Annotated in this window: 19 protein-coding genes; 6 read left to right on the top strand and 13 right to left on the bottom strand. The window is 70.4% G+C overall.

Annotation, left to right across the window (positions count from 1 at the left end; all coding sequences use genetic code 11):
• The first annotated feature begins 2 nt into the window (after positions 1–2).
• The gene (locus tag L3078_RS09705; protein WP_239753013.1) at positions 3–1322 is read left to right on the top strand and encodes a serine-threonine protein kinase; all 1320 of its coding nucleotides are present in this window, start codon (positions 3–5) and stop codon (positions 1320–1322) included.
• Positions 1323–1379: 57 nt separating this feature from the next.
• On the opposite strand, the gene L3078_RS09710 is transcribed toward L3078_RS09705, so the two are convergent.
• Positions 1380–4193 carry a penicillin acylase family protein gene (locus tag L3078_RS09710; protein WP_239753014.1) on the bottom strand — a complete coding sequence of 938 codons (2814 nt, stop codon included), beginning with the start codon at positions 4191–4193 and terminating at the stop codon, positions 1380–1382.
• A 380-nt stretch (positions 4194–4573) separates the two neighbouring features.
• On the opposite strand from L3078_RS09710, the gene L3078_RS09715 reads away from it, so the two are divergent.
• Complete coding sequence (locus L3078_RS09715) at positions 4574–5176, top strand: hypothetical protein (RefSeq protein WP_045557032.1); 603 nt, start codon at positions 4574–4576, stop codon at positions 5174–5176.
• A 59-nt stretch (positions 5177–5235) separates the two neighbouring features.
• On the opposite strand, the gene L3078_RS09720 is transcribed toward L3078_RS09715, so the two are convergent.
• The gene (locus L3078_RS09720) at positions 5236–5757 is read right to left on the bottom strand and encodes a hypothetical protein (RefSeq protein ID WP_239753015.1); all 522 of its coding nucleotides are present in this window, start codon (positions 5755–5757) and stop codon (positions 5236–5238) included.
• Positions 5758–5977: 220 nt separating this feature from the next.
• Here L3078_RS09720 and L3078_RS09725 point away from each other — a divergent pair, with 220 nt between their 5' ends.
• Entirely contained in the window at positions 5978–7054 is a 1077-nt protein-coding gene (locus L3078_RS09725; RefSeq protein ID WP_239753016.1) for an RNA ligase (ATP), read from the top strand.
• A gap of 141 nt (positions 7055–7195) precedes the next feature.
• Here L3078_RS09725 and soxR read toward each other — a convergent pair whose 3' ends face one another.
• Positions 7196–7681 (bottom strand): redox-sensitive transcriptional activator SoxR, encoded by a 486-nt coding sequence (gene soxR, locus L3078_RS09730; protein ID WP_275593132.1) that lies wholly within the window; start codon positions 7679–7681, stop codon positions 7196–7198.
• A 107-nt stretch (positions 7682–7788) separates the two neighbouring features.
• Between soxR and L3078_RS09735 the strand changes: the two genes are divergently transcribed.
• Positions 7789–8250, top strand: a complete 462-nt coding sequence (locus L3078_RS09735; RefSeq protein WP_239753018.1) for a MaoC family dehydratase — start codon at positions 7789–7791, stop codon at positions 8248–8250.
• Positions 8251–8297: 47 nt separating this feature from the next.
• Here L3078_RS09735 and L3078_RS09740 read toward each other — a convergent pair whose 3' ends face one another.
• From L3078_RS09740 to L3078_RS09755, 4 genes are all read right to left on the bottom strand, one after another.
• Positions 8298–9002: a polysaccharide deacetylase family protein gene (locus L3078_RS09740; protein ID WP_239753019.1), complete on the bottom strand. Its 705-nt coding sequence runs from the start codon at positions 9000–9002 to the stop codon at positions 8298–8300.
• On the bottom strand, positions 8999–9643 hold the full coding sequence (locus L3078_RS09745) for a glycoside hydrolase family 11 protein (RefSeq protein WP_239753020.1): 645 nt from the start codon (positions 9641–9643) through the stop codon (positions 8999–9001). The genes L3078_RS09740 and L3078_RS09745 overlap by 4 nt, the downstream gene beginning before the upstream one ends.
• Before the next feature lie 290 nt (positions 9644–9933).
• On the bottom strand, positions 9934–10560 hold the full coding sequence (locus L3078_RS09750) for a TetR/AcrR family transcriptional regulator (protein ID WP_239753021.1): 627 nt from the start codon (positions 10558–10560) through the stop codon (positions 9934–9936).
• Between the two features lie 85 nt (positions 10561–10645).
• Positions 10646–10933, bottom strand: coding sequence for a YiaA/YiaB family inner membrane protein (locus L3078_RS09755; RefSeq protein WP_239753022.1), 288 nt, complete (start codon positions 10931–10933; stop codon positions 10646–10648).
• Between the two features lie 288 nt (positions 10934–11221).
• Between L3078_RS09755 and L3078_RS09760 the strand changes: the two genes are divergently transcribed.
• Entirely contained in the window at positions 11222–11893 is a 672-nt protein-coding gene (locus L3078_RS09760; RefSeq protein WP_239753023.1) for a hypothetical protein, read from the top strand.
• 76 nt (positions 11894–11969) lie between these two features.
• Here the strand turns inward: L3078_RS09760 and L3078_RS09765 are convergent, their stop codons facing one another.
• Together L3078_RS09765 and L3078_RS09770 are read right to left on the bottom strand one after the other, a co-directional pair.
• Positions 11970–12338: an Mth938-like domain-containing protein gene (locus tag L3078_RS09765; protein ID WP_275593133.1), complete on the bottom strand. Its 369-nt coding sequence runs from the start codon at positions 12336–12338 to the stop codon at positions 11970–11972.
• Positions 12339–12510: 172 nt separating this feature from the next.
• Entirely contained in the window at positions 12511–13662 is a 1152-nt protein-coding gene (locus L3078_RS09770) for an acyl-CoA dehydrogenase family protein (protein ID WP_239753025.1), read from the bottom strand.
• 73 nt (positions 13663–13735) lie between these two features.
• On the opposite strand from L3078_RS09770, the gene L3078_RS09775 reads away from it, so the two are divergent.
• Positions 13736–14374: a TetR/AcrR family transcriptional regulator gene (locus L3078_RS09775; RefSeq protein ID WP_239753026.1), complete on the top strand. Its 639-nt coding sequence runs from the start codon at positions 13736–13738 to the stop codon at positions 14372–14374.
• A 112-nt stretch (positions 14375–14486) separates the two neighbouring features.
• Here the strand turns inward: L3078_RS09775 and L3078_RS09780 are convergent, their stop codons facing one another.
• The 4 genes from L3078_RS09780 to L3078_RS09795 form a co-directional block, all read right to left on the bottom strand.
• The gene (locus L3078_RS09780; RefSeq protein ID WP_239753027.1) at positions 14487–15812 is read right to left on the bottom strand and encodes an MFS transporter; all 1326 of its coding nucleotides are present in this window, start codon (positions 15810–15812) and stop codon (positions 14487–14489) included.
• 194 nt (positions 15813–16006) lie between these two features.
• Complete coding sequence (locus L3078_RS09785) at positions 16007–17092, bottom strand: Zn-dependent alcohol dehydrogenase (RefSeq protein WP_239753028.1); 1086 nt, start codon at positions 17090–17092, stop codon at positions 16007–16009.
• 65 nt (positions 17093–17157) lie between these two features.
• Complete coding sequence (locus tag L3078_RS09790; RefSeq protein WP_239753029.1) at positions 17158–18546, bottom strand: aldehyde dehydrogenase family protein; 1389 nt, start codon at positions 18544–18546, stop codon at positions 17158–17160.
• A 127-nt stretch (positions 18547–18673) separates the two neighbouring features.
• A complete protein-coding gene (locus tag L3078_RS09795; RefSeq protein WP_239753030.1) occupies positions 18674–19162 on the bottom strand; it encodes a DUF3574 domain-containing protein in 489 nt (162 codons plus the stop codon).
• Positions 19163–19227: the final 65 nt, after the last annotated feature.

Raw genomic sequence — 19227 nt, forward strand, 5'->3', positions numbered from 1 at the left:
TCATGGCGGATCCGGGAATGAGCGTGACTCCCTACTGGGAACTGACCTTCGACGCGGACGGGGACGTGGACACCGGTCAACGGGACCGGCTGCTCGACGGCGTACGCAAGCGCGGGGTGGCGGATCTGGTCGTCTTCGCGCACGGCTGGAACAGCGACCGGTCCGGCGCGACCCGGCTCTACAGCCGCTTCTTCGAGCCGTTCCCCACACTCGCGCCGAAGGCGAAGCTGGGGTACGTCGGAGTGCTGTGGCCCTCGATGCGGTTCTCGGACGAGCCGATTCCGGACTTCAAGCCGGTGCCGGCCCTCGCGCCCGGCCGCCCCGCGCTCGACAAGCACACGCGGAACGCGCTGGTGGAGGTCTTCCCCGAGCGGGCCACCGTCGTCGAGCAGTTGGCCCGGCTGCTGGAGCAACGGCCGGACGCGGATACCTCGTTGGAGGAGTTCGGCCGACTCGTGCGGCTGCTGGTCGAGGTGGAGCCGCAGGGGCCGCAGGGCGCGTTCGCGGCGGACACCGTCACGGGAGGGGTGCCAGAGGGCCTGCCCGGGATGCTGTGCGGGGACACGGTGGCGGTGTGCGCGGACTTCGCGGCGGCGCTGGCGGAGGTCGAGACCTCGGGGGTGCCCACCGGGGCCGCCATCACGCCGCCCCAGGCGTGGGACGGCGCCCACGAACTCCTGCGTCAGGCGACCTACTTCGCGATGAAGCGCCGGGCGGGGACGGTCGGCGAGCGGGGGCTCGGGCCGCTGCTCGGACGACTCGCGCGGACCTCGCCGCAGGTGCGGGTGCACCTCGTCGGGCACAGCTTCGGCGCCCGTCTGGTGTCGTTCGCGCTGCGCGGGCTGCCCGAGGGCGTGCACAGCGTCAAGTCGGTGACGCTCCTTCAGGCCGCCTTCTCGCACTACGCGTTCGCGGCCCGGCTGCCGCACGACACGGGGTCGAGCGGTGTGTTGAGCGGCCAACAGAAGCGTGTCGACGGCCCGTTGGTGTGCTGCCACTCCAAACACGACTCGGCGCTCGGCACGATCTACCCGTTGGCCTCCCGGATGGCGGGCGACGCGCGCACGGTGCTGGGGCTGAGCGTCAACAGCCTGCTGGGCAGGAAGTGGGGCGCCCTCGGCTACGGCGGGGTGCAGGCCGTCAAGGGCACGCGGTCGTTCAAGCTGGCCGACGCGCTCACGGCCCAGCTGCCGACGACGGGGTGTGTGAACATCGACGCCTCGGCCGTGGTGAAGCGCGGCGGCGCGCCCTCCGGCGCCCACAGCGACATCTGCCACCGCGAGCTGGCCCGGGTGGTGCTGGCGGCGGGCCGGATCACCTGATCCCGGCCCGCCGCCGTCACACGTTCACCGGCGTCGCCCGCAGGCGACGGCGGCGGCTCACCGGTGTGAGGTGAACTCCACGACCTGCTGGTAGGTCGGCCGGTTCTGCCAGCTGATCTTGTTGTGCTTGATGCCGCCCAGGGGCTGCTGGATGATCGAGTCGGCGCACCACTGGTCGCCCGCCGAGCAGTACGCGTCGCCGGGGTAGACCTGCGCGGCTGTCTTGCCGGCCGCCTCCTTGAGGGTGTTGATCAGGAGCGTGCGGCAGGCGCTGAGACTGCCGCCGCCGCAGTACTGGTTCGCCAGCGGGCCCCGCACGGTTTCGCCCAGCACCGAGCGGATGTCCTTGTCGACGTAGCTCCACCAGCCGTACTGGAAGGAGCTGCCGGCGTGCGAGCCGGTCGGGCCGTGCGCGGCGGACGGGGACTCGTCGACGGGCAGGTTGGCGGTGATGGCGTTGTAGAGATCGGTGCCGAGGCCGGGTTCGAACTCGGCCTTCACCAGCAGGGGCCACCAGGCGTCCAGGATGCGGATGGCCTCGGCGTTGGCGTAGGTCTTCGAACCGGCGGAGGTCTCCGTGCGTTTCGAGCCGGACGTGACCCAGGTCTGGAGCTTGGTGACCGCCGCGGCGGCCGCGGAGTCCGTGACCGTGCCGCTGTTGATGACCTTGAGCAGGTCGGGGACGACGTCCTCGGCCCGCAGGTCGGCGAGGCCCGCCTCGGCCATGGCCTTGGTCAGCGAGGCCCGGGTGACACCGCCCGCGGCGACCAGGCGTTTGACGCGGTCGTCGAGGAGGTTGCCGCGGTGGACGGAGCCGTTGCCCCAGGGGGCGGTGGTGTAGTCGGCGGCCTGTTTGTTGTTCCAGGAGATGTAGTAGTCCTGGTCGACGGAGTTGGGGTGGGCGGAGGGCGGGGTGTAGTCGGCGGTGTTGGTGGTGGGGTTCCAGCCCCGCCACTCGTAGGCCGACTGCGCCCAGGCCGGGAACTCGGGGTCGACGCTCGCCGCGCGCACCGGGTTGTCGCCGCTGTTGTAGTACGCCGTGTGCGTGGAGTCGGCGTAGAACCAGTTGAACGTGTAGTTGATGTTCTGGACGGCCTTCTGGAAGGTCTCGGGGCCCTTGACGTAGTCCGGGTCGTTCAGCATCTGGAAACCGATGATCGACTCGGCCTCGTTCAGGTACGAGGAGCGCAGGGTGGTGTAGGCGACCTTCTTGCCGTCGACCGTGGCGCGGTGGGTCACGGGGCCGTACTTGGTGCGCCAGACCTGCATGCGGTACGAACCCGCCGGGGTGGAGTCGGCGGTGGTGGGCTTCCAGGCGTTGGTCTGCTCGATCTTCTCCATGGCCGTGCAGGTGCCGTGGTAGAGGTAGTGGACGTCGTCCTGGCACAGCTCGACGGCGTACGCGTCGATGATGTCCTGGCCGGAGGTGGTGGCGCTCCAGGCGTAGTCCTGGCCCCGGCCCAGCTCGACGTACATGCTCAGGCCCGCGAAGGAGGCGCCACGGGCGCTGATGCCCGGGCCCTGGATCTCCTGGAGCATGAGGAGTTGGGGCGCGAAGTAGCCGGTCTGCGGGCCGAAGACGGCGACGGGGTGGCCGCTCGCGGTGTGCTCGCCGCTGACGACGAGGGCGTTGGACATGCCGCGCCGGGCCGAGCTGAGGGCGCTGTCGGTGGCCTGGGAGGAGAGGTTCCTGGAGGCCGAGGTGGCGGCGCTGCCGGTGCGGTCGTACACGAGGGGTTCCTCGGTGACCGTGCCGTCGTCGGGGAGGGCCATGCCCTGCGGGTTCGCGGGCTTGGTGGCGTACGGGAAGCTGCCGTCGTGGACGGTGAGGGCGGCCTCGGGGTCGTTGCGCTCGCGGAAGGACTCCCAGACCTCGGTGCCCTCGGTGACGCCGTACTTCTCCTGGGCGGCCAGCAGCGAGAGGGCGTTGTTGACCTCGCCGCCGCCGCCGGAGCCGAAGAGGGCGCCGATGACGGAGGCCAGGGCGACCAGGTCGGTGGGCTTGAACTTCTCGATGGTGCCGGCGTTGGTGACGGAGTCCTTGTGGCCGGTCAGGACGTACTCGCCGGGGAAGTAGCGGCCGCTGTCGGAGGCGTCGATGTAGGCGTTGATGCCGGCGACGTACGCGTTGACGTCGGCGAGGGCCAGCCGACCGCGCTCGCCGTTGGCGGCGACCGCCTTGTCGATCTGGGCCTGGAGGTCGGCCTCGGTGTAGGGGGCGTGGCGCCAGAACTCCTGCTCCAGGCCCTGGTTGGAGGGGGCGCCGCCCGCGAACGGGGTCAGCTTGCCGCGGCCGACGTGCCGGAAGACGTCCATCAGCCACAGCCGGTCCTGGGCGGCGGCGTAGCCCGCGCCGAACTCGGTGCCGTAGCGGGTGGTGCCCGTGATGTGCGGCACACCGGTCTTCTTGTCGCGGACGATCGTGACGTCGGTGCGGCCGGCCGGCTTCAGGGTGGAGGCGACCTGGTCGGCGGCCACACCGAAGGAGGCGTCGTTGAAGAAGGTGTTGATGGTGGAGTTGGTGAGGCCCGGGTAGCCGGTGGCCAGGTTGTTGTAGGGGCCGAGCTGGTTGCTCGCGTTCTCCGGCATGGAGCCGAACCCCTGGTTGAGCAGGATCTGGGCGAGGGTGGCGTTGCCGTTCTGGCCGGGCGGCAGGATGTCGGAGCACTGTCCGCCGCAGTGGTCGGTGACCGCCGCGGCCTGCACGGACCCGGTGTCGGCGGCCGCCGCCGGGGAAGCCGGGGAAAGAGGCGACAAAAGACCGGCAACGAGTGCGCATAGGGAGGCGGCCTTGAGGAACTCCGGGAATCCACGGGGAGTTCTCAGTCTGTCCGGTGCGTTGCGTGAGGTGCGTGGGGTGCGCCAGGGCATGGCAGCTCCTCCTGACGGGGGTGGGCCGGATGTTACCGCCGGTATCCCCGACTTTGAAGATGAGCAAGCGTCACGTTTTTGGAATCACCGTCGACGGACAGGTGACGCACAGCGTGAACAGGTACTCAGAAGTAGTCGTAAGCCCAAGAGGAAGCACAACAAGAAGCGCGACACCAAGTACGACAAGAAGCGCGACAAGACGTCAGAGGCAGTCAGGCGTAGGCAGGAACGGTCCGTGAACGGCTCAGTTGACGACTTATGGAGGTCATCGGAAATCGGATGGAGCCGAATCGCGTGTCGATACGTCTATTCGGCGACGTCCCGACGACGACGCCGAAGTGACCGAAGTACAGGTGCAGGTGTGACGGAGGTGCAGGGCGATGGCCGGTTTCCGGAGTCTGGCAAGACAGGTGCGAGATCCCAGGTGCGACCTGGCACTGCGGCGGTATTCGCTGCGCAAGTGCCTTGAGAGGTTCGCCCCCTACGGGCATCGGGCGACGTGGGACCACTTGTGCTCGCGGGCCGGCTTCGGCCCCGAGGACCGCAACCCCGACCCGGCGCGGCTCGTGGCCGCACTGGAGGAGTTGGAAGAGGCCCGCTCCGTCTGGCTCGACTACGAGGTGCAGTTCGCGCGGCGCCGCAAGAAGGAGAAGTACGACGGGCTGCGCAGGCCGGGCAGTGTCGACGACTGGCACCGGCTGACCTGGGGCGGTTTCGGCGTCGCGTGGTGCGACGACCCGAAGGTCCATCCCCGGGAACCCCTGGCGGAGGTGCTGCGCCGGCTCATCGCCGCGCTGGAGCGCGAACCGGGCTCGACCTGCCCGGTGTGCGAGGGTGAGCGCCTCGTCTGGATGTACGACCTGGCCCACGAACCGTCCTCGGGCCCGGTCTGCACGGAGTGCGGAATCGTGGTGCCACGACCGGTGCTCACGCCCGAGGCCCTGGCGGAGTCCAGGCGCGGACGGCTGCTGGTCTCGGCCTAGCTCGGCGGGGGTGCGCCGGGGATGCCGCACCCCCGTGTTTGTGCCTCCACGGCGCGACGTCAGGGCCTTTTGACGTCCGTGTGGATGGCGAGCTTGAACTCGGCGAGGGTGATCGCCGTGGCCCGCTTGGTGTCCCCCGCCCCCCGCGCGGATATCTTCAGGCCCAGCGGCATGCCCTTGTGCACGAACATCTGCCACACGCAGGTGCGGTACTGGCCGCCCCGGGTGCTCACACTGTCCGTCGTGCCCGTGGAGTCGTACTTCTTCTTCGTCAGGTTCAGGGGGTCGCGCACGAAGCGGGTGCGGTACTCCAGCGTCCTGGCGTCGGCCTCCCAGAACACCATCGCCGACAGCACGCCCCAGCCGTCGTGGCTGGGCCAGATCAGTCCGGAGCGCGGGTCGGGGAACGTGGAGGCGGCGCCACCGCCCTGGGCCGGGTCGTGCATCTTCCAGGGGTCGTACGACTCCTCGGTCGCCTCGTACGGGAAGCGCACCAGGTGGTAGCCGTCCGGGTCGTAGCTGATCCGCTGTGTCCCTGAGTGTGCCTTCTCCCACTTCAGCGAACAGATGACAACGCTCATCGGCGCTCCTCGCCCTTACTGTGCCCCTGCTGTGTTCTTGCCCTGCCTCGCCGGGGGACGCGCCGCGTCACCCCTCCGTGTCCATGACACAGCTGCGGTGAAAGCGGTTGCGGCGCGGGCGCTCTTACCAGTCCGAAATTGACTCGCTCCACCCCTTTCCCGTCCGGACAGTTGGGGTCGATGAGACACCCCTGAGCCGCCCAGGACCGAGGAGAGGCCGATGTCGACGCTGCGCGTCACCGCCGAAGTGCTGACGATCCACGAACACCCGAACGCCGACGCGCTCGAACTGGCCCAGGTGGGCCTGTATCGAGCCGTCGTGGCGAAGGGGGCGTACCGCACCGGTGACACCGCCGTGTACATCCCGGAGCAGTCCGTGCTCCCCGCCGCGCTGATCGAGGAGTTGGGGCTCACCGGCCGGCTGGCGGGCGGCAACGCGGACAGGGTGAAGGCGGTACGGCTGCGGGGCGAGCTGTCGCAGGGCATCGTCTGCCGGCCGAGGGCCCTCGCGGACGTCGATCTCACGGCCGCCGTCTCCGACGGCACGGACTTCGCGGAGCGGCTCGGCATCGTCAAATGGGTGCCGCCGATCCCGCCCACGATGAGCGGTGAGGTCGAGTCGGCGCCGGATCTGCTGCCCTGGGTCGACATCGAGAACATCCAGCGCCACCCCGGCATCTTCACGCCCGGCGAGCCGGTCGTCCTGACGGAGAAGCTGCACGGCACGGCCTGCCTGGTCACGTACCTCGCCGAGGGCGGCCGGATCCAGGTGTCCTCGAAGGGCTTCGGGTCGAAGTCCCTGGCCCTGAAGGAGGATCCGCGCAATCTGTACTGGCGCGCCGTCCACGGTCACCGGGTGGGCGAGGTCGCGGCCCGGCTCGCCGAGCGGCTCGGCGCCCGCCGCGTCGGGATCTTCGGCGAGGTCTACGGCGCCGGGGTGCAGGACCTGACATACGGCGCGGACGGTCGCCGCGACACCCTCGGGTACGCCGTCTTCGACGTCTCCGCGGACATCGACGGCCGGGTCCGCTGGCTGGACGCCGCGGAGCTGCCGGACCTGCTCGACGGCGAACTGCCCCTGGTACCACGGCTGTACGAGGGCCCGTACGCCGTCGACCGGGTCCTGGAGGTCGCCAGTGGACGGGAGACGGTCTCCGGGCGCGGGCTGCACCTGCGCGAGGGCGTCGTGATCCGGCCGGCCACCGAGCGGTACAGCCCGGTGACCGGTGGACGGGCCGTCGCCAAGGCGGTCAGCCCGGCGTACCTGACCCGCAAGGGCGGCACGGAGTACGAGTGAGGGCCGCACCCGGTGGCACCCGGCCGGGTGAAGACCGGGCCGGGTGCGACCGGGCCGGATGAAGGCCGGGGCCGGGTGCCATCAGCCCCCCACGGGATCTCCGGGGGACTCGTGGGGTGCGGGAACCCGGGAGCTGACTTGTCAGCTCCCGGGTTCCCGCTGTTCGGCCTTCCGGCGCTCGACCAGGAGGCGGGAGCCGCTCTGGCGTTCGCCGAAGATGTCGTCGGGGTTGGAGAGCACACAGGTGTCCATGGACAGACAGCCGCAGCCGATGCAGTCGGTGAGGTGGTCCCGCAGCCGGTTCAGCTGCTTGATCCGTTCGTCCAGCTCGGACCGCCAGGCCTCGGAGAGATGGGCCCAGTCCTCGCGGGTCGGTGTCCGTTCCTCGGGCAGTTCGGCGAGCGCCTCGCGGATCGTGGCGAGCGGGATGCCGACGCGCTGCGCGGCCCGGACGAAGGCCACCCGGCGCAGGGCGTCCCGGCTGTAACGGCGCTGGTTGCCCGTGGTGCGGCGGCTGCTGATCAGCCCCTTGGACTCGTAGAAGTGCAGCGCGGAGACGGCGGCGCCGCTACGGGCCGACAGCTGGCCGACGGTCAACTCGTGGATCTTCTCAGGGATCTGGGGCACCCCGCCGAGCCTACCCATACCCGAAAGGGTCACGGTCCGTTGACAGGGATCGCGCGGCCGACCATGCTAAGCAGTCGCTTAGACATCGGGACCAGGGAGGCCGAGACATGGCAGAGCCGAGGATCTTCACGTCCGCCGAGGAGCTGAAGGCGGCGGTGGGTGAGTCGCTGGGGTACAGCGACTGGCTGGAGGTCGACCAGAAGCGGATCGATCTCTTCGCCGAGGCCACCGGCGACCACCAGTGGATCCATGTGGACCCGGAGAAGGCGGCGGCCGGGCCGTTCGGAACGACCATCGCCCACGGCTATCTGACCCTGTCCCTGCTGCCGTTGTTCGTTCCGCAGGTCCTCAAGGTCGACAACGCCAAGATGGGCGTGAACTACGGCACCAACAAGGTCCGCTTCCCGGCGCCGGTCCCGGTCGGCTCCCGACTGCGCGCCACCGCGACCCTCCAGGACGTCACGGAGGTCGGCGGGGGCGTCCAGGTCACGGCCGCGGTCGTCGTGGAACGCGAGGGCGGGGAGAAGCCGGTGTGCGTGGCCGAGTCGGTGTCCCGGTTCTACTTCTGAGCTCGACCGTGGCGCGGCGTTCGCGACCGCCGCGCCACGAGCGTGTCCTACCCGGGCGCCACGGCGCGGCCGGTCTGCGGTGAGATCGCTCCCGCGCACAGACCACGGACGGACAGCCCCTGCGCGATGCGCGGGAGCGCCGCGCGCGCGTTCGCGGACCAGTCGTGCATGAGGATGACCTGGCCGTTCGTGAGGCGGGCCGCGGCCTGCACGATCGCGTCGGTGCCGGCGCCGTTCCAGTCCTGCGAGTCGACGTTCCAGATGATCTCGGTCAGGCCGTGTCTGGCCGCGACCGCCTTCACCGTCGCGTTGGTCTCGCCGTACGGCGGCCGGAACAGCTTCGGGGTGCCGCCGCCCGCGCCCGCGATCGCCGCCTGGGTCCGGGAGATCTCCGAGTCGATCTGCGCCTGGCTCAGCCCGGTCAGATGCGGGTGGGTGTAGCTGTGGTTGGCCACCCACATGCCGGCCGTGACCTGCGCCCGGACCAGGGCGGGGTTGGCGGCGGCGTACTGACCCTGGTTGAACATGGTGGCCCTCAGCCCGTTCTGCCGCAGCGCGGTCAGCAGGGACTGCGTACTGGTGGACGGACCGTCGTCGAACGTGAGCCCGACATAGCCGGTACAGGCAGCGACCCGCTCCGGTGCCGCCGTGGCGGAGGTGAGCGTCAGGGGTACGGCGCTCACCAGGGCCGTCGCGACGACCGCCAGCCGCCGCGCCGCTCGACGCGGCGAGCGGCGCGGTCCGGTGCTCACGGGGACACCGTGATACTGGAGCTGCCGCTGCTCCGGTATCCCTCGGTGGCCATGATCATGTAGTAGCGGAAACTGCCGAGGGGCATCCCCGCGCGGGCCCAGGCGTCGAAGTGGTTGCCGGTGGTGATGTTTCCGCCGGTCCGCTTCGACTGCCGCACGCTCCAGTACTGGTCGAAGGTGCGGGTGCCCTCGACGGAGGGGGCGTTGTACCGCGTCGTCTTGTAGATGTCGTACGTGCCGCCGTCGCTGGTGACCGTGCCCTTGTAGGTGCCCGTGGGCCGGTAGGTGCCCCAGTTGTCGACGATGTAGTACTCGATGAGCGGACTGGCCGTCCAGCCGTAGAGGGTCAGATAGGCGTTGCCGGACGGGCTGAAGCTGCCCGAGTAGGTGACGGTCCTGCGGGAGCCGTTGCTCCAGCCCTTGCCGGCGACGAAGTTGCCGGTGTTCCGCCAGGAGGTCCGGTAGGTGCCGCCGGAGGCCAGGGTCATGGAGACCGTGCCCGGGGCGTCGGTCCAGAACGAGTAGTAGAAGCCGTTGTTCGTGCCGGTCTGGTTGCTGGTGACCACCGTGTCCGCGCGGGCCGTGCCGGGCAGGGCCAGCGTGGTCGCCGCGGCCATGGCGGTGGCGCAGACACCGCTCATGAAGAGCCTGCGGCTGGGGGGCGGGGTGGGTGCGGATTCCGATGCGGATTCTGGTGCGGTTGCGGGTGCGGGTGCGTCGCTCATACGCGCGCGTCCTCCTCGGGCTCGTGGGGTTCGCCCTGTCATCCCGGGAGTGTTGGCCTGCCCCTGCCAACTGTCAATGCTTTCGGCGTCGAGCCCGAAACATTCGCGGTCCGCACCAGCGACAACCCGCCAAGAGCCCTGCGGAGGGGGTCACATCACCGGCCAGAGACTTCGAATGTTTCGACGGTCGATCCGATCGTCGAGGGTCACTTCTTCGCGCCCACCATGCGCAGGACGAGGTCCGCGTAGAGGGTGCCGACCTCGTCCGGGGTGCGGGAACCGTTGACGTTGAACCAGCGGGCCACGTCGATGCAGAGGGAGAGGATGGCGATCGTCGTGCCGCGGACGTCGGGGACGTCGAAGTCGCCCGAGGCGACGCCGTCCTCGATGATGCCGCGCACGGCCGCGTCGTTCTCACGGCGCAGCGTGACGATCTCGGCGCGGGCGTCGGGCCCGAGGGCGTCGAGCTCGTACTGCACGACACGGGCGACGGTGTGCTGTCCCGCGTGCCAGCGGACGAAGGAGCGCACGGCCTCGGCGAGCCGGTCGGCCGGGCCGCCCTCGGAACGGGCCGCCGTACGCAGGACGTCGAGGGCCTTCTCGTGACCGATGCGGCTGATCCGGTGGAGCAGCTCTTCCTTGGTCTTGTAATGGATGTACAGCGCGGCGGGGCTCATGCCCGCGCGACCCGCGATGTCCCGGGTCGTCGTCGCGTGGTAGCCACGCTCGGCGAAGGCCTCCACGGCGGCCACCAGCAGCCGCCGGGCCGCGTCCGGGTTGACCTCACCCCACGGCTGCGGCTCGCCGCCCGCCGTCTCCTCCGCCGTACTCATCGCTCGTTCGCCCCTTCCGATGGCTCGGCACCACCATACCGCCGAAGGTGAGCGAGCGCTTAGAAGCCCCGCTCAGGGCCGGTCGTCAGAGCTTTTCGAAGGGGTCGTGCTCGGCGAGGAGCTTCTCCAGCCGGGCCTGGTCGACCCGGCTGACGATCCGGCCGGCCTCCTGGCGGTCGCGGATCACCTTGGCCAGGGTGAAGGACGAGGTCACGAGGTAGAGGACCGCGATGGCCAGGAAGGCGCGGACCCAGGTGTCGGCGTCGAGGTGGTAGATGCCGACGGCGGTGGCGCCCATGGCGACGGCGAAGGAGGCGACGGCCTGGCCGTAGAAGGCCGCCGTGTTCTGCTGCTTGACCGGTGTCTCACTCATGGGGACATGGTTCGCCGGATGTGGCCCGAACCACATCCGTCGAGGTACTCAGCCGGCGGCCCTCGCGTACTCAGGCCGCACCGACGCCCGAACCGGCGCGCACACCGGGACTCGGCTCGGGCGACTCGGGACTCAGGGACGGCATCCTCATCGGCCTTGACCATCCGTTCCGGTTGTGAGGGCTGGGACGTTTCCCGGTTGTGGGAGCGGAGGGGTGGATAGCGTGCTCAGGTCACTGTTCATGTGAGGTGCACCACGTGCACAGGGGGGAAGTCACACATGCGGAGCATGCGCAGAACACTGGGGCGGCTGTCCACGGCCTTACTGGCGGGGGCCCTGCTCGTCCTGGTCGGTACAGGAACCGCCCACGCCACCACCACGGTCGAGATCCCGGCGGCCACCGACGGCGGTATCTCCGCGACCGTCAAGTTCTACGGCGCCGTGGTGCCCCAGCCCTACAACCCGGATCCCACCGCCTACTTCGGCGACCGCAAGTGCCTGCTCACCTACCACGACTACGACCCGACGGCAGGCTGCGGCGGCTTCAAGCTGAGCGTCGAACTGCACAACGTACGCAACCAGCCCGGCTACATCGCGGGCCTGAGCAGCACCGGCGGCTACTTCCAGGCGTACGCCGACACGGCCCGCACGTTCGGCTGTCTGCGCGCGGACGGCACGTTCGACCACAGCACCAGTTTCGTGGTCCGTACCCAGCAGCAGCCCCTGTCGGCGACGTACTACGAGCCCGACAGCAACTACATCCTCTACGCGCACCGGAACCACTCCGGCGAGTACGGGCCGCATTTCTACGTCAACTTCGCGCCCGTGGAGGTGAATTGCCCCGACGGCACGACCCCCACCCAGCGCGGCCTCAAGGTCACGAACGTCAGCGTCACCATCGAGGACGCGAACGTCTTCGGCAACACGAACTGGAGTACGCCGGGGCCGTTCTACGCGTAACGGCACCCAGGACACATACGCGGACGAGGGCCCCGGCGGTGAGGTCGGGCCCCTCCTTTCCAGGCCCCGACCCTACTCAGCAGGTCGAGTGGAACAGGCCGCCGACAGGCTTGCTCTCGCTTGCCAGCTGGTTGTACAGGTCAACGGCGCCCCTCGTCTCCTCGACGTGCACGGCCACGCTCGCTTCTTGAAGCAGCCGCAACGTCTCCGGCATCGTCTTCAGCCGCCGTTCCATGCCCTGGCTGAGGACGACGACCGTACATCCACGATCAAGGAGTTCTCGTACGTCCGCGGGCTGGATCCCCGGATCGTGCCGGGTCCCGTACTCGTTCCAGTCCCAGGGGTGCCCTCCCCCTGGGTACAACACTAGATCCTTGTCGGTCGCGAGCCCTTCGACCTCCATCCGCCCCCATGAGACGTGTGTGATCAGTGGCGATCGATCCATCAGGCACCCCCCGTCGTCGGGCGTAAGTCAACGCTTTGTCAGCCGCCGATAGGCCCGGAAGTGTGGTTCTGCGTCCAGGACGTTACCCAGCCGGTACCCGGGCTCTCTTCGCGGCTCGGAGTGGCCGCCCGAGAGGGATTACCACCATCCACGGCGAGGTCAAAGCTCAAGCTCAGAAGGCCGAAACGCCCGTCAGCGCCCGCCCGATGAGCAGCTTCTGTATCTGGCTGGTGCCCTCGTAGAGGGTCATCACCCGGGCGTCGCGCAGGAGCTTTCCGGCCGGGTACTCGTCGATGTAGCCGTAACCGCCGTAGACCTGGAGGGCATTGTTCGCGGCGCGGACGGCGGCCTCGGAGGCGAAGAGCTTGGCCTTGCTGGCCTCGGTGGCGAAGGGCTGGCCCCGGTCCACGAGATCGGCGACGCGCCAGGTCAGCAGCCGGGCCGCGTCGACGTCCACCGCGATGTCGCTGATGAGTTCCTGGACGAGCTGGTGGTGGGCGATGGGCCTGCCGAACTGCTCGCGCTCACCGGCGTAGCGGACCGCCGCGTCCAGCGCGGCCTGCGCGATGCCGACGCAGCCGGCGGCGACCGACATCCGGCCCTTGGCGAGCGCGGACATGGCGACGGTGAAGCCCTTGCCCTCGGGGCCGAGCATCGCGGAGGCGGGGACGCGGACGTCCTCCAGGACCAGTTCGGCGGTGGCCTGGCCGCGCAGGCCGAGCTTGCCGTGGATGGTCCGCCGGGTGAGGCCGGGGGTGTCGGTGGGGACGAGGAAGGCGGAGACGCCCTTGTGGCCGGGGGCGTCGGTGGAGCGGGCGAAGAGCAGGACGACGTCGGCCCAGGTGCCGTTGGTGATGAACATCTTGGTGCCGCTGATGACGTAGCTGTCGCCGTCCCGGACGGCCCGGGTGGCGAGGTTGCCCGCGTCGGAGCCGGTGCCGGGTTCGGTGAGACCGAAGCAGCCGACGTACTCCCCCGCCGTGAGCCCCGGCAGCCAGCGGCGCTTCTGCTCCTCGTCGCCCCAGGCCGCGATCGTCTTCGCGACCAGGCCGAGGGAGACGGAGACGATGCCGCGCACGGAGGAGTCCCCGCGCCCCAGCTCCTCGGTGACCAGGCAGTACGTGAGGTGGTCGCCGCCGGATCCGCCGTACTCCTCGTCGACGGTGAGCCCCAGGAAGCCGACCTCGCCGAGCTTCTTCACGATCGCCCGGTCGACGTTCTCGGCGCGGTCCCACTCGATGACATGCGGGGCGATCTCGCGCTCCACGAAGTCGCTCGCGAGTCGGCGCGCGGCGGTCTGTTCCTCGCTGAGCTCCAGGTTCACGCGGCCCGCCTCTCGTCCGTTCCCCGTTTAATTACCACTGCTAGTTTTAGCTCGCAGCCCTACTATGTGCGCCATGGCCCGACCGCGCAAGCCCTTGTTGAGCACCGACCGCATCGTGGAGACGGCGCGGGCTCTGGTGGACGCGGAAGGGCTGGCGGCGGTCTCCACGCGACGGCTCGCCGCCGAACTCGGGGTGAGCGGGCCCTCCCTCTACAACCACTTCCGCACCATGGACCAGATCCTGGAGGCGGTCGCCGACTCGGTGAGCGCGCAGGTCGACCTGTCCATGTTCCGCGACGGGCGGGACTGGCGGACCGCGCTGCACGACTGGGCCGTGTCGTACCGGGCGGCACTGCGCGACCACCCCAACATCGTGCCGATCCTCGCGCGGGGACCGGGGCGGCGGCCGGCGGGGCTGCGGGTCGCGGACGTCGTGTTCGGGGCGATGGTCGAGGCGGGGTGGCCGGCGGCCCAGGCCACGTCCATCGGGGCGCTGATGCGGTACTTCATCATGGGCTCCGCGATCGGCTCGTTCGCCGGGGGGTTCGTGGACGACGAGAGCGCCTACGACCCCGCCGACTATCCGCATCTCGGCCAGGCACACCTGCTGGCCGAACAGCAGCAGAAGGTCGACGAGCGGGCGTTCGAGGTGGGGCTGCGGGCGCTGTTGGACGGGTTGGAGCAGCAGTACGAGCGGGTGGGGTCCCGGTAGGGCGGTGCCGGGGGTGCGGGCCCTCGCGCCGCGAACGGTCCGGGCCGCGGCCCGGACCGGAGTCCGGAACCGCGGCCGGGGCCGTCTGCGCGAGGGGGTTGGCCGGAGCGGGCTAGCTCTCGGCTCGTGAACTCGCCCTCCCCGCGAGGATCTTGATCGAGATCAGGGCGATCACCGAGAGCACGATGATGTACGCGGACACCGCGAGGGACGTGCCGGTGGCCTCCAGGAGGAGGACCATCAGGAACGGGGCGAGGCCGCCGCCGAGCACCGCGGCGATCTGGTAGCCGAGGGAAGCACCCGTGTAGCGCATCTCGGGGGTGAACAGCTCGGCGAACAGGGCGGCCTGGGGGCCGTACATGATGCTGAGGAAGCAGCTGGCGACGAAGGTGCCTACGGCGAGCCACAGCAGGGAGCCCGTGTCGATGAGCAGGAACAGCGGGACGGCCCACAGGGCGATGCCGGCCGCGCCGAACGCGTAGATCCGGATCCTGCCGACGCGGTCGGAGAGGGCCGCGGCGGCGGGGATCAGCACCAGTTGGGTGAGGCTGACACACAGGGAGACCGCGAGGACGGCACTGCGTTTCATGTCGAGTTCGCGGGTGGTGTAGTCGAGGACACCGGTGATGAGGATGTAGAACGTCGCGGTGTTCACGGCGAAGGAGCCGCCGGCCAGGAAGACCGTACCGAGATGACCGCGCAGGATCGTCCTGAGCGGGGAGCCCTTCTCGCCCTTCTCCTTCTCCGCCAACTCCCTTTCCGCTGCCCGGAACTCAGGGGTCTCCTCGACGTGGCGGTGGATGTACCAGGCGAGACCGAGGACGAACAGCCCGACCAGGAAGGGCACGCGCCAGCCCCAGGCGGCGAAGGCCGAGTCGCTGGTGGCCGCGCCCACGACCAGGAACATCGTGTTGGCGCTCACCACACCGATGGGGACGCCGAGTTGGACGAAGCTGCCGTACACCCCGCGCTTGCCCTCGGGGGCGTACTCGGTGGCCAGCAGCATCGCGCCGCCCCACTGGGCGCCGACGGCCACGCCCTGGGCGACGCGGAGGAGGACGAGCAGGACCGGAGCGGCGATCCCGATCGTCTCGTACGTGGGGAGGAGGCCGATGCCGGTGGTGGCGACGCCCATCAGGGTGAGCGCCAGGACGAGCATCGGCTTGCGGCCCCGTTTGTCGCCGAGGTGACCGGCGACGACGCCGCCGAGGGGGCGGGCGAGGAAGCCGACGGCGAAGGTGGCGAACGCGGCGAGGACTCCTGCGGAGGAGCTGCCGGCCGGGAAGTAGAGGTCGCCCAGGACGAGGGCGGCGGCTATGCCGAAGACGAAGTAGTCGTACCACTCCACCGCCGAGGCGAGCGCCGCGGCGGTGGCCACCTTGCGGTGGCTCTGGGGGCGGGAGGTGGTGGTGGGGACGGAAACGGGAGCGGTGTCCATGTGAGCACACTCCGGTGGGTGCGGGGACGTTCCCGGGAACGTACTGACCGGACGGTATGTCGGTCAACGGTCGTGCGTGGATTGCTTTGGGGGTGAGTTCTACGAGTGAGGGGTGAGATCTTCGGGTGCGAGTGCGTGGGGGCTGGTCGCGCAGTTCCCCGCGCCCCTCACAAGCATGGGCCGCGCCCGGAGTCTCAGAACGTCACCAGCGCCCGGCCGCCCTTGCCCGCTCGCATGTTGTCGAAGGCCGCCGGGATGTCCTCCAGGGTGATGCGGTCGGTCACCAGGGCGGAGAGGTCCAGGCGGCCGGCGGTGATGTGGTCCGCGAGGACCGGTACGTCGCGCGCCGGGTCGGAGTTGCCGTAGACGCACCCGGCCAGGGTGCGGCCCCAGTGGAAGATCTCCAGCGCGTTGAAGGTGACCTGCTGGTCCTTGCCGCCGATGCCGACGACCGTGGTGCGGCCGCCCCGCCGGGTCGACTCCCAGGCCGTCCGGATGGTGACCGCCCGGCCCACGCATTCCACGGCGACGTCCACGCCCTGCTTGCCGGTGAGCGCGCGGATCTCGCGGGCGGTGTTCTCGGAGGCGACCACGTACTCCGTGGCCCCCATCGTCCGGGCCAGCTCCTCCTTCGCCGGGGAGACGTCCACGGCGACGATCCGGGACGCCCCGGCGATCCGCGCGGCCTGGAGCGAGGCCAGCCCGACGCCGCCCGCCCCGAACACGGCGACGGTCTCGCCCTCCCGGACCCGCGCCGCGTGGTGGACCGCGCCGTAGCCGGTGAGGACGGCGCAGCCGAGCAGAGCCGCGTCGGTGAGCGGCACGCCGTCCGGTGCGGGGAGCACACAGCCGGCGGCCACGACCGTCTCCTCCGCGAAGGCGGCCACGTTCAGCCCGGGATGGAGGTCGGCGCCGTCCGAGGCGCGCCGGGCGTACACGTTCCCGGAGCCGAGCAGCGCGTTCGCGCACAGCCAGACCTCGCCGAGTGAGCAGGCGTGGCAACTCCCGCAGGACGGGGCCCAGTTGAGGACGACGCCGTCGCCCGGCGAGACATGGGTGACCCCTTCGCCGACCGCCAGGACCGTGCCCGCCCCCTCGTGGCCGAGCACGGCGGGCACCGGCACCCGCATGGTCCCGTCGGACAGCGACAGGTCGGAGTGGCAGACCCCGGCGGCGGCGAGCCGCACCCGGACCTGGCCGGGTCCGGGGTCCGGCAGCTCGATCTCGGTGATCTCCAACGGGGCGCCGACGGCGGGCAGTACGGCGGCTCGAACGGCCATGGGGACGACTCTCCTACTGGTTCGTCTGGAACCCGGTCGGAACGAGGGGACTCGGAAGCAGGGGCTCAGAACTGGAGGGACTTGGTCTGGAGGTACTCGGCCAGGCCGTGTGCGCCCAGTTCGCGGCCCACACCCGACTGCTTGTAACCCCCGAACGGGGCCCTGGGGTTGAAGCGGCCGCCGTTGATGTCGACCTGGCCGGTGTCCATCCGGCGGGCGAAGGCCACGGCCTCGCTCTCGTCGCCGGCCCAGACCGCGCCGGCCAGCCCGTACACCGTGCCGTTGGCGATCCGCAGGGCGTCGGCCTCGTCCTCGTAGCGGAGGATCGACAGGACCGGGCCGAAGATCTCCTCCTGGGCGATCGTCATCTCGGGGGTCACGTCGGCGAAGACGGTGGGGCTGACGAAGTAGCCGTGCTCGCGCGGGGATTCGGGGCCGCCCGCGATCAGACGCGCGCCCTCGGCCACGCCCTTCTCGATGTAACCCCGCACCCGCGCCTGCTGCTTGGCGTTCACGAGCGGGCCGATGCGGTCGCCGTACTTCGCGGCGGCCTGCGCGGCCAGTTCGACTGCTTCGTCGTACCGGGAGGTGTGGACGAGCATCCGGGTCCAGGCGCTGCACGTCTGACCGGAGTTGGACATGACGTTGGCGACGCCGACGCTCACCGCCTTGGCGAGGTCGGCGCTCGGGAGGATGACGTTGGCGGACTTGCCGCCGAGTTCGAGGGCGACCTTCTTGATCGCGGCACCGGCGGTCGCGGCGATCCGCCGGCCCACCGCCGTGGAGCCGGTGAAGGAGATCAGGTCGACGCCGTCGTGCTCGGCGAGCGCCTGTCCGGCGACCGGGCCGAGGCCGGTGACCAGGTTGAACACTCCGGCGGGTACGCCCGCGTCGTGGACGGCCTCGGCGAAGAGCTGAGCGACCAGCGGGGTGTCCTCGGCGGGCTTCAGGACCACCGTGCAGCCGGCGGCGAGGGCCGGGGCGACCTTGGCAACGATCTGGTGCAGCGGGTAGTTCCACGGGGTGATGGCCCCGACGACGCCGATGGGCTCGTGGTGGACGGTGGAGTTGCCGACCTTCTCCTCGAAGGCGTGCCCGGCGGCCAGTTCGGCGTACGAACCGGCGACCGTGACGGGCAGATCCGCGTGCACCCTCTGCGCGAGCGGCGGCGGCGCGCCGAGCTCCGCCGTCACCGTCTCGGCGATCTCCTCCCGGCGGGCGGCGAGCGCGTCGCGCAGCGCGCCGATGATCGCTCCCCGCTCGGCGGGCGGGGTGGCGGCCCAGCCGGGGAGAGCGGCGCGGGCCGCGATCACGGCGGCGTCGATGTCCTCGGCGGTGCCCGCGGGGACGCGGCCGATCACCTGCTCGTCGGCCGGGTTCACGACCTCGATCGTGTCGGTCCCCGCGGCGGGGCGCCAGGTACCGCCGATGTACATGCCGTCGTGTGCCTTCATCGTGCTGCCTCCCGAGCGGGCGTGGTCGTCCGCCCCAAAAACTAGCCCTGATAGTTTTCCGGCACCAGGCCTTCGAGGAGTGAGGCAGGACTCGTCGGTTCCGGTGGCGGCGGGGAGTCGCCTCGCCTCAGAAGTCGACGCGCTTGCGGTCGTCGACCCGTGCCACCGCCTCCTGGGCGAACTCCGCGCGGTAGTCGCCGCGGATCTCCTCGATCCTGCGGTCGCTCACGGTGGCCGACGACACGGGATACAGCAGGACCAGCTCGTACGACCGCTCCTTCTCGATCGTCCCGTTCGCGTCCCGCCACTGCCCGCGCCCCTCCTGCACGGTCAGCCCGTCCGGAAACCCGGGGGTGACCTCACGGTCGACGAAGGTCATGAACTGGTCGTCGGTGACGGCGGGACCGCCGTCCGGTCGCTCGGTGCCGAAGAGCAGCCGCGTCTCCATGTAGGGCGTCCCGCGCGCCGGAGCGATCACGGAACCGGCGGGGGCGTCCTCGGCGAGGGTGGCGTACGCGGTCGGGGCGCCCACCACCAGCAGACAGACGGTGGCCGCGAGGGCGACGCGGGCGCGGGTACGGCGGTGGGCGCGGGGGGAGGTGGGGAGTGCGTTCATGCGTCCACCTCTAGCGGTACCGCCGCTTCCGGTTGCGTCGGCCGCGCCGGTGCCGGTCCCCGTGT

The organism is Streptomyces deccanensis (assembly GCF_022385335.1).
Classification (GTDB): domain Bacteria; phylum Actinomycetota; class Actinomycetes; order Streptomycetales; family Streptomycetaceae; genus Streptomyces; species Streptomyces deccanensis.